Annotated in this window: 14 protein-coding genes; 8 read left to right on the top strand and 6 right to left on the bottom strand. The window is 74.1% G+C overall.

The features are described from left to right. The 3 genes from C3489_RS16640 to C3489_RS16630 all read right to left on the bottom strand — a co-directional run. Window positions 1–1,388 (bottom strand): serine/threonine-protein kinase (locus tag C3489_RS16640; protein WP_146075325.1); only part of this gene is annotated, 1,388 nt, incomplete at its 3' end. Between the two features lie 61 nt (window positions 1,389–1,449). Beyond that, complete coding sequence (locus tag C3489_RS16635; RefSeq protein WP_103782617.1) at window positions 1,450–2,247, bottom strand: oxygenase MpaB family protein; 798 nt, start codon at window positions 2,245–2,247, stop codon at window positions 1,450–1,452. Window positions 2,248–2,333: 86 nt separating this feature from the next. Next, entirely contained in the window at window positions 2,334–3,347 is a 1,014-nt protein-coding gene (locus C3489_RS16630; protein ID WP_103782606.1) for a methyltransferase, read from the bottom strand. Window positions 3,348–3,529: 182 nt separating this feature from the next. Here C3489_RS16630 and C3489_RS16625 point away from each other — a divergent pair, with 182 nt between their 5' ends. Beyond that, complete coding sequence (locus C3489_RS16625) at window positions 3,530–4,081, top strand: DinB family protein (protein WP_103782605.1); 552 nt, start codon at window positions 3,530–3,532, stop codon at window positions 4,079–4,081. Here C3489_RS16625 and C3489_RS16620 read toward each other — a convergent pair. Further along, the gene (locus C3489_RS16620) at window positions 4,038–5,216 is read right to left on the bottom strand and encodes an acyl-CoA dehydrogenase family protein (RefSeq protein ID WP_103782604.1); all 1,179 of its coding nucleotides are present in this window, start codon (window positions 5,214–5,216) and stop codon (window positions 4,038–4,040) included. The two genes, C3489_RS16625 and C3489_RS16620, sit on opposite strands and share 44 nt — an antisense overlap. 130 nt (window positions 5,217–5,346) lie before the next feature. Continuing rightward, complete coding sequence (locus C3489_RS16615; RefSeq protein WP_103782616.1) at window positions 5,347–5,721, bottom strand: ferredoxin; 375 nt, start codon at window positions 5,719–5,721, stop codon at window positions 5,347–5,349. Window positions 5,722–5,880: 159 nt separating this feature from the next. On the opposite strand from C3489_RS16615, the gene C3489_RS16610 reads away from it, so the two are divergent. From C3489_RS16610 to C3489_RS16600, 3 genes are all read left to right on the top strand, one after another. After that, the gene (locus C3489_RS16610) at window positions 5,881–6,285 is read left to right on the top strand and encodes a ChaB family protein (protein WP_103782603.1); all 405 of its coding nucleotides are present in this window, start codon (window positions 5,881–5,883) and stop codon (window positions 6,283–6,285) included. Window positions 6,286–6,323: 38 nt separating this feature from the next. Beyond that, entirely contained in the window at window positions 6,324–6,680 is a 357-nt protein-coding gene (locus tag C3489_RS16605; protein ID WP_103782602.1) for a DUF6479 family protein, read from the top strand. Between the two features lie 111 nt (window positions 6,681–6,791). Beyond that, window positions 6,792–7,142 (top strand): hypothetical protein, encoded by a 351-nt coding sequence (locus C3489_RS16600; protein WP_103782601.1) that lies wholly within the window; start codon window positions 6,792–6,794, stop codon window positions 7,140–7,142. A 217-nt stretch (window positions 7,143–7,359) separates the two neighbouring features. Here C3489_RS16600 and C3489_RS16595 read toward each other — a convergent pair whose 3' ends face one another. Then, window positions 7,360–8,229 carry a fructosamine kinase family protein gene (locus tag C3489_RS16595; protein ID WP_103782615.1) on the bottom strand — a complete coding sequence of 290 codons (870 nt, stop codon included), beginning with the start codon at window positions 8,227–8,229 and terminating at the stop codon, window positions 7,360–7,362. 175 nt (window positions 8,230–8,404) lie between these two features. Here C3489_RS16595 and C3489_RS16590 point away from each other — a divergent pair, with 175 nt between their 5' ends. The 4 genes from C3489_RS16590 (at window position 8,405) to C3489_RS16575 (ending at window position 12,832) form a co-directional block, all read left to right on the top strand. Beyond that, window positions 8,405–9,235, top strand: a complete 831-nt coding sequence (locus C3489_RS16590; RefSeq protein WP_103782600.1) for an MIP/aquaporin family protein — start codon at window positions 8,405–8,407, stop codon at window positions 9,233–9,235. Between the two features lie 334 nt (window positions 9,236–9,569). Next, the gene (locus C3489_RS16585) at window positions 9,570–10,970 is read left to right on the top strand and encodes an amidase (protein WP_103782599.1); all 1,401 of its coding nucleotides are present in this window, start codon (window positions 9,570–9,572) and stop codon (window positions 10,968–10,970) included. A 32-nt stretch (window positions 10,971–11,002) separates the two neighbouring features. Next, on the top strand, window positions 11,003–11,221 hold the full coding sequence (locus tag C3489_RS16580) for a hypothetical protein (RefSeq protein WP_258054718.1): 219 nt from the start codon (window positions 11,003–11,005) through the stop codon (window positions 11,219–11,221). Between the two features lie 132 nt (window positions 11,222–11,353). Beyond that, window positions 11,354–12,832 (top strand): flotillin family protein, encoded by a 1,479-nt coding sequence (locus tag C3489_RS16575; protein ID WP_103782598.1) that lies wholly within the window; start codon window positions 11,354–11,356, stop codon window positions 12,830–12,832. Window positions 12,833–12,865 lie beyond the last annotated feature (33 nt).

Below are 12,865 nucleotides of genomic sequence, written 5' to 3'. Positions count from 1 at the left end.
AGCGCCTCGGCGGCACGGCCGGTGCGGCTGAGGGTGAAGGCGTACTCGTAGCGGCTGGCGAGGGTGTCGGGGTGGTCCGCGCCGAGCAGCATCTCGCGCTCGCCGGCGAGCGCGAGATGCTCCGCCCCGGCCTCGCTCCACCGGCCGAGCCCGCCCAGCCGCAGCGCGGCACGGTGCCGCTCGGCGAGGGCGGCGAGGGTGTCCGGGGCGATGCCGGCCGGGGTGTCCGGCGAGGCGGCGGGGGCGGGAGCGCGGCGCAGGCCGGCGCCGCCGCCGTGGCCGGAGGTGCCGGAGACGCCGCCGTGACTGGAGGTGCCGGCGCCGGGCCCGGTGACCGTGTCGTCGTGCGGGGTCCACTTGGTGCTCAGGCCCCCGCCCGGGTCGGGTGGCGGGCCGTGGGGGCCCGGGCCGGTGGCCTTGTGGCCGGTGGTCATCCCGCGGGTCCAGGACGGCAGGCGGCGCTCGCGTGCGCCCGGCTCGCCCTCGCGCCCGGTGGCGCCGAGGGGCGCCAGGGGCACCGTGGACACGTACGCGGGCCCCGGCCGGCCCGTGCCCAGGCGGCGGGCCACCTCGCGGGCGTCGCCGGGGCGCTCCTCGGGCCGTTTGGCCAGCAGGGCCAGGATGATCTCCTCCAGGGCGGCGGGGAGTTCGGCCCGGTGGCTGCGCGGGGGCCGGGGCGGGGTGTCGCGGTGGCCGACGAGGATCGCCCACGGGTCGTCGAGGTCGAACGGCGGCACACCGGTGGCGATCTCGTACACCACACAGCCCAGCGAGTACAGGTCGCTGCGCTGGTCGACCTCGTCGCCGCCGATCTGCTCGGGCGACATGTAGTGCGGGGTGCCCATGGCGATGCCGGTGCCGGTCAGCCGGGAGGTGAGGCCGATGTCGTGGCCGAGGCGGGCTATGCCGAAGTCGCAGATCTTCACGGTGGCATCGGCGAGCCGCACGATGTTCGCGGGCTTCAGGTCCCGGTGCACGATGCCCTGCTCATGGGTGTAGGCGAGCGCGGCGGCGACCTGCCCGGCGATGTCCACCACGTCGGGCACGGGCAGCGGATGGTGCTTGTTGTCCTCCAGCAGCTGGCTGAGGTTGCGCCCGTCGAGCAGCTCCATCACCAGGAACAGCACACCGTCGCTCTCGCCGAAGTCGTGGACCACGGTCACGCCGCGGTGCTGGAGCGCGGCGGCCACCCGCGCCTCGCGACGGAACCGTTCGCGCAGCACCCGGGCGAAGGACGCGTCGGGGTGCGGCCCGAGCGGCTTGAGGCATTTGACGGCCACCCGGCGGCCCAGGGACTCGTCGCGGGCCTGCCACACCTCACCCATGCCGCCCCGCCCGATCAGGTCGAGCAGCCGGTAGCGGCCCTGGATCAGCCGGTTCTCCCCCATCTGATGTGTCGCCCCCGTAAGCGTTCGCCCCGCCCTCCCCTGGCTTGCCCAGTATGGCGGGCTATCGCCCTGCTTTGTACGGTGCCGGGCGGGCGTGCGGGCCGAGCCGGGCGACCGCGCGCAGGATGTGTTTGGGCGGCAGCTGCCAGCGCACACCTGCGGGTATGCGGCGCAGCAGCGCGCCGGTCACCCGCAGTCGCCGGGTCACGGCGGCCTGCGGCGGGGCCGGTCTGCCGTACAGCTCGTGGGCGTACGGCGGCAGGGAGGCGTACGCCAGCTGCGCCACGCGCCGCCACAGCACCTCGCGCGCCGGGACGAGCAGGGGGTGCGTCGGCGGGCGGAGCAGGAAGTCGTCCACCGCGCGTGCCTCGGGTGTGGCGGCGAGGCGGGGCCGCACCTGTGCGAAGTAGTCCGCGAGCCCTGACCGGTCGGCGGGCACGACGGCGGGGTCGAGCCCGACCAGGCGGGCGCTGACGCGGTGTTCGGCGATATAGCGGTCGGCGGCGGCGTCGCCGAGCGGGAAGCCGGAGCGGCGCAGCACGTGCAGGTAGGAGTCGATCTCGGCGCAGTGCACCCACAGCAGCAGCTCGGGGTCGTCGACCGGGTAGCGCTCCCCCGTCTTTGGGTCGGTGGCCGTCAGCCGGCGGTGGATGGAGCGGACCCGCTCACCCGCCCGCTCGGCGGCCTCGGTGGTGCCGTACGTCGTGGTCCCGACGAAGTTCGCGGTGCGCCGCAGCCGGCCCCAGGCGTCGCGGCGGAAGTCGCTGTTCTGCATGACGCCGCGCACCGCGCGCGGGTGCAGGGCCTGGAGGTAGAGCGCGCGGACTCCGGCGATCCACATCATCGGGTCGCCGTGCATCTGCCAGGTCACCGAGTCGGGCCCGAACAGGCCCGGATCCGCGTCGCTCACGCGCCCTCCCCCCTGTCTCCGGTGTGTCGGGCGGCTCAGGCCGCCCGGAACTCCATCAGCGCATGCCCGGACGAGACCGTGCGGACCTCGGCCGGCGCCAGCCCGGCGGCCTCCGCGAGCGTCCCGTACTCCTCGACGGTGCGCTCGCGCCCGCCGGAGATCACCAGCATGCGCAGGTCCATCTCGGCGAACATGGCCGGATCGGCGCCGGCGGAGGTCGCGTACTCCACGACGAGGACCCGGCCGGCCGGACCGGCGGCCTCGGCGCACCGGCGCAGGATCGCGGTGGCCGGCTCGTCGGCCCAGTCGTGCAGGACGGCGCTGAGCACATAGACGTCGCCGCCGGTGGGCAGCGGGTCGAAGAAGCTCTGCCCGGCGAACGCGCACCGCCCGTCCAGACCGCGCTCGGCCAGGAACCGGCGCCCGCGGGCCACGGTCTGCGGCAGGTCGACCAGGGTGCCGCGCAGGCCGGGGCGGTCCTGGAGCACCTCGTCCAGCAGCGCGCCGGTGCCGCCGCCGACGTCGACGACGTGCCGCACCCCGGACCAGTCGTAGGCGCTCGCCGCGGCGGAGCGCGGGGAACGCGCCATCCGGGCGTCGAAGGAGGCCGCGAGGGCGGGTTCGGCGGCGAGGTGGTCCCAGAACGGCGTGCCGAAGACCTGCTCCCACGCGGGCCCGCCGGTGCGGACGCTGTGCAGCAGCCCGGTGAACACCAGGTCCATCCGTCCGCCGAACCCGTTCAGGTCGAGCCACTTCCCCATGCCGCCGGGATGGTCCGAGCGCAGCAGCTCGGCCTTGTCGTTGAGCGTGAACCGGCCCGGGGAGGGCTGCTCGAACACCCCGTGGCACACGAGGTGGCGCAACAGCCGGCCCAGTGCGTCGGCGTCGGTGCCGGACCGCTTCGCCAGCTCGTCCACCCGCTCGGCACCGTCGGCGATCAGATCGGCCAGCCGCAGCGTGGCGGCCACTCTGAGCGCCATGGGCGTCACCAGGTCCATCAGCGGTGCCAGCAGTTGCCAGGCCGAGGGTTCGCTCCGGTTCGACGGCATCCGCCCATGCTAGGCCCTGTCGTTCGGATCATCCCGGCGTCGCGGGGTCCGGCACGCTCCCCCAGCTCTGCGAACAGGGGGCACCCCCATCGCCCCGCTCGGGCCGGCCGAGAGGCGCCGTTTCTCACAGCCGGCCTGATCCGAACGACAGGGCCTGGTGGCGGAGTTGTTACCGTGCCCGCATGACGACGTGCGCGGAATGCGGTTTCGAGTACGACCTCGCCCTGGCTCCCTCGGTGCCCGGACTCGCCCTGGAGCACGCGGAGCGCTACGCCGCGCTGCTGGAGGCCGACGCCCCGGCGCTGGGCCGGCGTCCGGCGCCCGGTGTCTGGTCGCCGCTCGAATACGCCTGCCACGTGCGCGACGTGCTGCTCGTGCAGCGGGAGCGCGCGCTGGCGGCGCTGCGCCGGGACACACCGGTCGCCGAGTCGATGGGCCGTGAGGAGCGCGTGGAGCACGACGGGTACGGCCTGCAGCAGCCCGCCGACGTCGCCCGGCAACTCGGGGACGCCGCGCTGCTGTTCGGCCAGGTGCTCGCCCGGCTCTCGCCCGGCGGCTGGGAGCGGACCCTGGTGTACACCTACCCGGAGCGCGCGGAGCGCTCGCTGCGCTGGCTCGCCGTGCACACCCTGCACGAGCTGCGCCACCATCTGCTCGACATGCGCCGGGCGCTCGGCGTCCACGACGAGGTCAGCGCCGTACCCGCGGCATCCCCAGACCGATCCACGAGATGATCTCCCGCTGGATCTCGTTGTTGCCGCCGCCGAAGGTGAAGATGACGGCCGAGCGGTAGCCGCGTTCCAGGTCGCCGTGCAGGATCGCCCCGGCCGAGCCCTCCTGGAGGGCGCCCGGCGCCGCGGTGATCTCCATCAGCCAGGCGTAGGCGTCGCGGCGGGCCTCGGCGCCGTAGACCTTGACCGCGGAGGCGTCCTGCGGGGTGAGGGTGCCGTCCTGGACGGCGCCGACCATCTGCCAGTTGAGCAGCCTGAGCGCCTCCAGCCGGACGTGCGTCTGGGCCAGCCGGCGGCGCACCCAGGGCAGGTCGATCACCCGCCGGCCGTCGGCGAGCTTGGTCTGCCTCGCCCAGCGCTGTACGTCGTGCAGGGCGCGGACGGCCATGGTGCCGTGCGCGGCGAGGGTGACCCGCTCGTGGTTGAGCTGGTTGGTGATCAGCCGCCAGCCCTGGTTCTCGGCGCCGACGCGGTGGGAGAGCGGGACGCGGACGTTCTCGTAGTAGCTGGCGGTGGTGTCGTGGCCGGCGAGGGTGCGGATGACGGTGCAGGAGTAGCCGGGGTCGGTGGTCGGCACCAGCAGCATCGTGATGCCCCGGTGCGGCGGGGCGGCCGGGTCGGTGCGCACGGCGAGCCACACCCAGTCGGCGGTGTCGCCGTTGGTGGTCCAGATCTTCTGCCCGTTGACGACGTAGGCGTCGCCGTCGCGCACCGCCCGGGTGCGCAGCGAGGCGAGGTCGGTGCCGGCGTCGGGTTCGCTGTAGCCGATGGCGAAGTCGATCTCGCCGGCGAGGACGCGCGGCAGGAAGTACGCCTTCTGCTCGTCGGTGCCGTAGCGCATGAGGGTCGGGCCGACGGTGTTGAGGGCCATCAGCGGCAGCGGGACCCCGGCCTGGGCCGCCTCGTCGAAGAAGACGAACTGTTCGACGGGGGTCAGGCCGCGGCCGCCGTACTCCTCGGGCCAGCCCACGCCCAGCCAGCCGTCCGTGCCGAGCCGGCGGATGGTGTCGCGGTAGAACCGCTTCTGCGCCGTGGGGTCGGTGTGCCGGGCGTAGGCGTTGTCGGGCACCAGCTCGGCGAAGTAGGCGCGCAGCTCGGCGCGCAGTCGCAGCTGCTCGGGCGTGTGGTCGAGGTGCACGGCGCCTCCAGGTCCCCTGGGCGGGTACTGACGGCGCACACGGTAGAACGCGTTTCAGAAATTGGGAATGCGCGGGGCCCTCCGCATCCTTTCGTCCGGCGCGCGCGGTCGGGCCGGCGCCGGACGGCCGTCATGTCAGGGTCGTGAGGAAGTCCGAACAGGCCCGGGCGCAGGCCCGGCAGCTCCGCGCGGTGTCCTCGGCGCCCGGCTGGCGGTCGAAGACCTGGGCGGACTCCAGGCAGACCGTCCGGCACCACTCCACCTGGACGCGGATGCCGGCTTCGTCCACGCTGTTCTGTTCGGACAGGACACGACAGGTGGCATCGCACACCTCCGCGCACATGATGCCCTTGCGTCGCGCGAGTTCCTGCTCCTCGGTGCCTCCCGGGTCCACCAGGCTCGCCCGCAGCGCGCAGGCCCGGGCGCACTCGGTGCACGCCTGGGCGCAGGCGAACCGGTCCTCCAGAAACCGGATGAGCTCCTGCTGGGATGTCGTCGAAGTCACGCGGCCCGGGTAGCCGGTGCCCACCGCACCAAACCCGGCCCGGGCGGCACGGTTCCCGCCGCACCGAACCCGGCCCGCGCGGCGCGGTTCCCGCCGTTACCGGGCCCCGGGCGCGGGAACCCGGACGGCCCCGGCAGCCGCACCGAGGAGGTGAGTGACATGCCCGGACGACAGGAACTGCCCTCGACCCTGGAGCGCTCCTCGAAGGAGGCGCAGGAGACCTGGGTCAAGGCGCACGACTCCGCCGTGGAGAGCTACGGCGAGGGCGAGCGGGCGCACCGCGTCGCCTACGGCGCGCTCAAGCACACGCACGAGAAGGTCGGCGACCACTGGGAGCGCAAGGAGGGCGGCCGCAAGGGCCCCTCGGACCCGCGCTCGGCCCGGCCCCGGCAGCAGGGCGGCCGCAGCGGCGAGGGCGTGGACGAGCAGGCCACGAAGGAGCATCTCTACGATCTCGCGCGGCGGCTGGACATCGACGGACGGTCCCGGATGTCGAAGTCCGAGCTGCTGGAGGCGGTCCGCAAGGCCAACCGGTCCAAGACCCGGCAATCCCGTTCCGGGTGACGCTGGTAGTGGACCCGTTTGGGGGGTATTCATGTGATATGAGTACCGCAATGATGCAGATGGCCGCCGTGAGCGGCGCTCTCGTCCTCGGCCCCGTGATCGTCGGGGTCCTGGTCGTGGGCATGCTGATCGGCGCCTTCTGGCTGGGCGACGTCATCAAGAGCCGTGAGCCGGCTCCGCCGCGTCCCGAGGAGCAGCCGCATCTGCCACCGGGCGGCGCGGTCCGCGGAATCCAGGAGAACCGGGAACCCGATGAGGTGCCCACCGACGGCCGGCGCCGGCTGCCGCACGAGTTCGGCAACCTCCAGACCCGGCCGAGCGAGTCGACGGACCGGCCGCGCTGGGGCAAGGGCACCAGTGGCTCGTTCGGCGGAGGCGGCCTGGGCGCCCACTGACCGGCGCGCGCCGCACCCCCGCAGCCGCCCGTCCCGCTCGCCGGGGCGCGCGGTCACCGGGAAGCATCCGACCGGACCCGAGCCCACGCACCGAAGGGAAGTGAGGTCCACATGGCCGACCCCGGCCGCAGCACCCTGCCACTGCCCGACTACGACCATCTGCCGATCGGCGGCCTGGAGAGCCGTGTGCGGTCACTGACCGCCGAGGAGGTCGAGGAGCTGCTCGCCTACGAGCGCACCCACGCCGACCGCCTGCCGATCACCGAGGTCCTGACGTCGCGCCTGGATCAGTTGCGGTCCGGCGCCGAACCCACCGCGGGCGACCCGGGCGCCCTGCGCCCCGAGCAGGGCGAGGGCCACACCGGCTCCCCGGTGTCCCCGGCGACCTCGCCCCAGCCCTTCAGCCCGCCCCCGCACGGCACCCCCGACCAGCGCGGCAAGCCGAAGGGCGACAGGATCTGACGCCCCCCTGCACAACGGCGCAGGTCCCTTGTGCCCCCCTCCACCCAGCCCGGGCGGAGGGGGGCACAGCACGTCAGGCACAGGACCGTGGGCCCCACCGGCACCGGTGAGGCACGGGTCGGCCGTCCCCCAAGGAGCGCGGGGAACTGCGCGACCAGCCACAACGGACCGGAACCCGCCATCGCACCCGCGTGTCCACGGCGTTGAGGCGCTCCGCTCACCCCACGGCGGCCCTGGCAGCGTCGAGCGCCTGCTCCGCGTACCCCCGCCCGAACAACACCGCGTGCACCAGCAGATTGAACAGCTGATGCACGGCCACCCGCTCACGCCACCCCGCGGCGAGCGGCACCACGTCCTGGTAGCCCTCCAGCACCCCGTGGAGATGCGGGCAGCCGAACAGCCGCAGCATGGCGAGGTCCGTCTCGCGGTGCCCGCCGTGCGCGGCCGGGTCGATCAGCCACGCGTGCCCGTCGGCGCCCCACACCACGTTCCCGTTCCACAGGTCGCCGTGCAACCGGGACGGCGGCTCGGCCGGTCCGGCCAGCTCCGGCAGCAGCTCGCAGACCCGCTCGACCACCGGCGCCTCCGTCACCCGGACGGTCCCCTGGTCGACCGCGCGCCGCAGATAGGGCAGCACGCGGTGCTCGGCGTACCAGCGCGGCCAGTCGGAGCCGGTGGTGTTGCGCATGGGGGCGAGCCCGATCCAGGCGTCCTCGGGCCCGCCGGGCGGCGCGGCGCCGAAGGCCGGGGCGCCCGCGGCGTGCAGGGCGGCCAGCTCACGGCCGAAGCGGAGAGCCGCCTCGCCGGTGGGCGGTCCCTCGGGGACACGGTCGGTCACCAGCCGGCGCTCGTCGTGCCCGTGCACGACCGGCACGCGTACGGCGCCGGCCGCGGCCAGCCAGCGCAGTCCGGCCGCCTCGGCGCGCACCGCGCCGGGCCGGTCGCCGGTCTTCACCATCACCACGCGCCCGTCGTCCAGCACGACCTCGCAGAGCGCCCCGGAGACCTGCCGCCGCTCTGTCGCCCGCGCGCCGGTGAAGCGGGCCGCCACGGCCCCGGCATCGGCGTCGTCGGAGCTGTTCTGCACGGCGCCAGAGTACGGCCGTGTGCCGCCCAAGGGGCCGCCGACCCATGCGGGCAGTGCCGCTCCGGTTGACGTAAGGGCTCTGGACGTCCAGCATCAAATCACTACGGTCCCACGCAAAACGCCCCCATCGTCATCACACCCGATCTCCCCCCACAAAGGCGGAAGGCGGTGCTCCATGGCTGACAGGAAGATCGTCGGAGGACTGACCGGCGAGTTGCTCGCCGAATTCCTCGGCACCATGGTCCTGCTCCTCTTCGGCATCGGCGTGGTCGCCCAGGTCGTGGCCGGAGGACTCGGAAATCACGACAGCATCGCCTGGGCCTGGGGACTCGGCGTCACCCTCGGCGTGTACGTCGCCGCCCGGATCAGCGGTGCGCATCTCAATCCAGCGGTGACCGTCGCGCTGGCCTGTTTCAAGGGTTTCGCGTGGCGCAAGGTGCTGCCGTACGCGCTGGCCCAGACAGCGGGCGCGTTCGTCGCGGCGCTGATCGTCCGCTGGAACTACACGGAGGTCCTGGCCAAGTTCGACCCGGGCCACACCATCAAATCGCAAGGCGTCTTCTCGACCCTGCCCGGCAACGGCGTCGCCCCCGTGAGCCAGTTGGGCGCACTGCGTGACCAGGTGATCGGCACCGCGATCCTGGTGCTGCTGATCTTCGCGGTCACCGACCTGCTCAACACCCCGCCCGGCGCCAACCTCGCCCCGTTCATCATCGGCCTGATCGTCGTGGGGATCGGCATGGCCTGGGGCACGGACGCCGGGTACGCGATCAACCCGGCCCGCGACTTCGGTCCCCGATTGGCGAGTTTCGTCACCGGATACGGCACCGCCTGGAGAGATCAGTACGGTGATCTCTATTGGTGGGTGCCCATCGTCGGGCCCCTCGTGGGAGGCGTGCTCGGCGCGGCGATCTACCGCGTGATGATCACCCCGTTCCTGCGCGCCGGCGTGGAGGAGCAGGAGCCGGGCCGCGTGCCCGCACCCGACCCGGAGGCAAACGACTAGGCGGGCGCCGCCGCGTCCGCACGGCACTGCGAGGACGATCGCCGAGCCACCGCGTTCAGGCGCTCCGCACCCGGCCGCACCGGGTACGGCGATCGACTCCCCCCCTCGACCCGCCGGTCGGCGCGCACAGCACGGGCGCCCGGCGGGTCGCCGGTGTGTCCGCGAAGGGGCCGTTCGCCCGCGTTCCCCCGGCAGGCGTCCGCACACCGGCTCGAAGCCCGCCGCGACGGCCCGGCCCGGGACCAAGCCTCCCGCCGGCCGCGCGTGGGGCATTCCCCGCCCGCGCCCCGCAGGTTACCGTTCGGTAGACAACGGACTCCCGGAGGTGCGCCGTATGACGCTCGACCGTTCCGCAGGGCTGGCCGAGACGGCTCGCGCACTGGCCGAGGGCGAGGTGAGCGCGCGGGAGCTGACCGAGCGCACACTGGCGCGGATCGAGGCGTCGCAGGGCACGGTGAACGCGTTCCGGATCGTGCGGGCCAAGGCCGCGCTCGCCGAGGCCGAGGCGGCGGACCGCGAGCTGGCTTCGGGGGTGCGTCGGCCGCTGCTGGGGGTGCCGGTCGCCGTCAAGGACGACATGGACGTGGCGGGCGAGCCGACCGCGTTCGGCTGCTGCGGCCAGTTCCCGGCGGTCGCCGAGGACGGGGAGGCGGTACGGCGGCTGCGGGCGGCCGGTGCGGTGATCGTCGGCAAGACCAACACCTGCGAGTTCGGGCAGTGGCCGTTCACCGAGGGCCCCGCGTTCGGCGCCACCCGCAACCCGTGGAGCCTGCGGCACACGCCCGGCGGGTCGTCGGGCGGGTCGGCGGCCGCCGTCGCCGCCGGACTGGTGCCGGCCGCGCTCGGCTCGGACGGGGCCGGCTCGGTCCGCATCCCGGCCGCCTGGACTCATCTGGTCGGCATCAAGCCGCAGCGCGGGCGGATCTCCACCTGGCCGCGCGGCGAGTCCTTCCAGGGCATCACCGTCAACGGCACCCTGGCGCGCACCGTCGCCGACGCCGCCCTGCTGCTGGACGCGGCGAGCGGCAACCACGCCCGCGACCCGCACCGGCCGCCCGCGCTCGCCGTCTCCGACGCGGTCGGCCGCGACCCCGGGCGGCTGCGCATCGCGCTGTCGCTGAAGCCGCCGTTCACCGCGGTGCCGGCCCGGCTGCGGCCCGAGGTGCGCGCCCGGGTCGTCGAACTGGCCGAGCGCCTCGCCGGGTTGGGGCACACGGTCGAGGAGGCCGATCCGCCGTACGGGCCGATCGGGCTGACGTTCGTGCCGCGCGCCACCGCCGGCATCGCCGAACGCGTCGGCGAGGCGCCCTTCCCCGAGCTGCTCGACGCCCGCACCCGGGGCGCCGCCCGGCTGGGCCGGCTGCTCGGCGGGGCGCCGCTGCGGGCGGCCCGGCGGGCGGAGGCGGTACTGCACCGCCGTATCGGCGCGTTCTTCTCGTCGTACGACGTGGTGCTCGCGCCCACCACGGCCGCTCCCCCGCCCCGCATCGGGGCGCTGCACGAGCTGGGCGGGTTCGCCACCGACCGGGCGATGATCGCGGCCTGCCCCTACGCCTGGCCGTGGAACGTGCTGGGCTGGCCCGGCGTCAACGTGCCCGCCGGCTTCACCGACGGGGGCCTGCCGGTGGGCGCGCAGCTGCTCGGGCCCGCGCACGGCGAACCGCTGCTCGTGTCGCTCGCCGCCCAACTGGAGGCCGAGCTGCGCTGGCACGAACGGTGGCCGCCCGCGGCATAGGCCGCGTCCACCGCGCCCCGTACGCTGTGACCATGGACGATGCGTCGATGGTCGGGCTCATGGGACGGGTCACCGGGACGGTCGGGCCGGGACTGGTCGGCGAGGTGATCGTCCGGGTGCGTGGCGGCGCCGAGCACTTCCTCGCCTATCCCGCCTCCGGCACGGACCGCATCGAGCGCGGCACGGTCGTGATGGTGGTCGAGTACCTGCCGCCGCGGACCGTCTACGTCATGGCGGCGTACGACAGTTGAGCCCGCCGCGGCGCAGGTGAGAGCCTCCGCGTCAAGATTGCAACAAGGATCCGTCAACGTCTTCACGCGCGGGCCGGGCGGGCGCACACTCCCTTCGTTCGGTGCCGAGAGGGCACCATGCAAAGGGGGCGAATGCCGATGGTCGTCGGCGTCGTGGCGGGGGTGGCGGTTGTCGCCGTCCTCGCGTTGATCGGTCTGTTCAAGCTCATGTGGCGCGTCGCCGAACCGAACGAGGCGCTCGTCATCTCCGGCTCCAAGCACCGCATGGAGGGGCTGGAGGAGGGCATGGGCTTCCGCATCGTCACCGGGCGCGGCACGCTGGTGCTGCCCGGGGTGCAGGTGGTGCGCAAGCTCTCCCTCGACCTGAACGAGACCGAGCTGCAGGTGGACTGCGTGACGCACCAGGGCATCCCGCTGAAGGTGCGCGGTGTGGTCATCTTCAAGGTGGGCGACGACTTCGTGTCGATCGCGAACGCCGCCCGCCGCTTCCTGGACCAGCAGAAGCTGATGTCGGAGCGGGTGCACAACGTCTTCGCCGGCCATCTGCGGTCCATCGTGGGCGGGCTGACGGTCGAGGACATGATCCGCGACCGGGAGAAGCTCACGGGTCAGACGCGTGCCGCGTGCGGCACGGAGATGGAGAAGCTGGGCCTGATCGTGGACTCGCTGCAGATCCACGAGATCGAGGACCCGACGGGATACATCCAGAACCTGGCGATGCCGCACGCGGCGGCCGTGCAGCGGGACGCGCGGATCGCGCAGGCCGAGGCCAACCGGCTGGCGACCGAGGCCGAGCAGCAGTCGTTCGCGCGGATGGCGGAGGCCACCCGGGACAGCGAGATCCTCCAGGCCGGCTACCAGGCCGAGCGGGACAAGGCGGCCGCCAAGGCGCGGCAGGCCGGGCCGCTCGCCGAGGCCGGGGCCCGGCAGGAGGTCGTCGTACAGGAGACCCGGGTCGCCGAGCTGGAGGCGCACCGCCGTGAGCAGCAGCTCCAGGCGGACGTGCGCAAGCCGGCCGACGCCCGCGCCTACGAGACCCGCACGCTGGCCGAGGCCGAGCGTGACGCGCGGATCTCGGCCGCGCAGGCCAAGGCCAAGGAGACGGAGCTCGCCGCGGCGGCCGAGGCGACCCGGGTCAAGACGGCCGCGGGCGCGGAGGCCGAGGCGACCAAGACGCGCGGTCAGGCCAGTGCCGCCGCCACCCGGGCCACCGGTGAGGCCGAGGCGGCCGCCGCCCAGGCCAAGGGCCTCGCGCAGGCCGAGGCGGTCCGCGCCCACGGCCTGGCCGAGGCGGAAGCCATCAAGGCGCGGGCCGCCGCGCTCGCCGAGAACCAGGAGGCGGTCGTCGCCCAGCAACTCGCCGAGAAGTGGCCGGAGATCGTGCAGGCCGGGGCGTCCGCCTTCGGCAACGTCGACAACATGGTGCTGCTCAACGGCGCCGACGGCATGGCGGAGCTGTTCGCCAAGGCGCTCACCATGGGCGGCACCGGCCTGGGGCTGGCCCGTCAGCTGCTGGCGTCGATGAACGCGAACGGCCAGAACCCGGGCGGTCCGTCGCTGAACGGATCGGCACCCGGGCCGTCGCAGAAGGTGCCCGTCCAGGACGCGTGAGGCACTGATCGCGCAGTCACGGGGGCAGCCTCT

The organism is Streptomyces sp. Ru71 (genome assembly GCF_002920535.1).
Lineage (GTDB): Bacteria > Actinomycetota > Actinomycetes > Streptomycetales > Streptomycetaceae > Streptomyces.
The sequence above is the reverse complement of the archived record's forward strand: the minus strand, read 5'-3'. Positions and strand labels throughout refer to the sequence as shown.

Bases quoted from the DNA above. Each gene is read 5' to 3' on its own strand.
- C3489_RS16580 (WP_258054718.1), top strand. From the start codon at position 11,003: ATGGACGATGCGTCGATGGTCGGGCTCATGGGACGGGTCACCGGGACG.
- C3489_RS16605 (WP_103782602.1), top strand. From the start codon at position 6,324: ATGAGTACCGCAATGATGCAGATGGCCGCCGTGAGCGGCGCTCTCGTC.
- C3489_RS16590 (WP_103782600.1), top strand. From the start codon at position 8,405: ATGGCTGACAGGAAGATCGTCGGAGGACTGACCGGCGAGTTGCTCGCC.
- C3489_RS16585 (WP_103782599.1), top strand. From the start codon at position 9,570: ATGACGCTCGACCGTTCCGCAGGGCTGGCCGAGACGGCTCGCGCACTG.
- C3489_RS16630 (WP_103782606.1), bottom strand. From the start codon at position 3,347: ATGCCGTCGAACCGGAGCGAACCCTCGGCCTGGCAACTGCTGGCACCG.
- C3489_RS16625 (WP_103782605.1), top strand. From the start codon at position 3,530: ATGACGACGTGCGCGGAATGCGGTTTCGAGTACGACCTCGCCCTGGCT.
- C3489_RS16575 (WP_103782598.1), top strand. From the start codon at position 11,354: ATGCCGATGGTCGTCGGCGTCGTGGCGGGGGTGGCGGTTGTCGCCGTC.
- C3489_RS16610 (WP_103782603.1), top strand. From the start codon at position 5,881: ATGCCCGGACGACAGGAACTGCCCTCGACCCTGGAGCGCTCCTCGAAG.
- C3489_RS16635 (WP_103782617.1), bottom strand. From the start codon at position 2,247: ATGCACGGCGACCCGATGATGTGGATCGCCGGAGTCCGCGCGCTCTAC.
- C3489_RS16600 (WP_103782601.1), top strand. From the start codon at position 6,792: ATGGCCGACCCCGGCCGCAGCACCCTGCCACTGCCCGACTACGACCAT.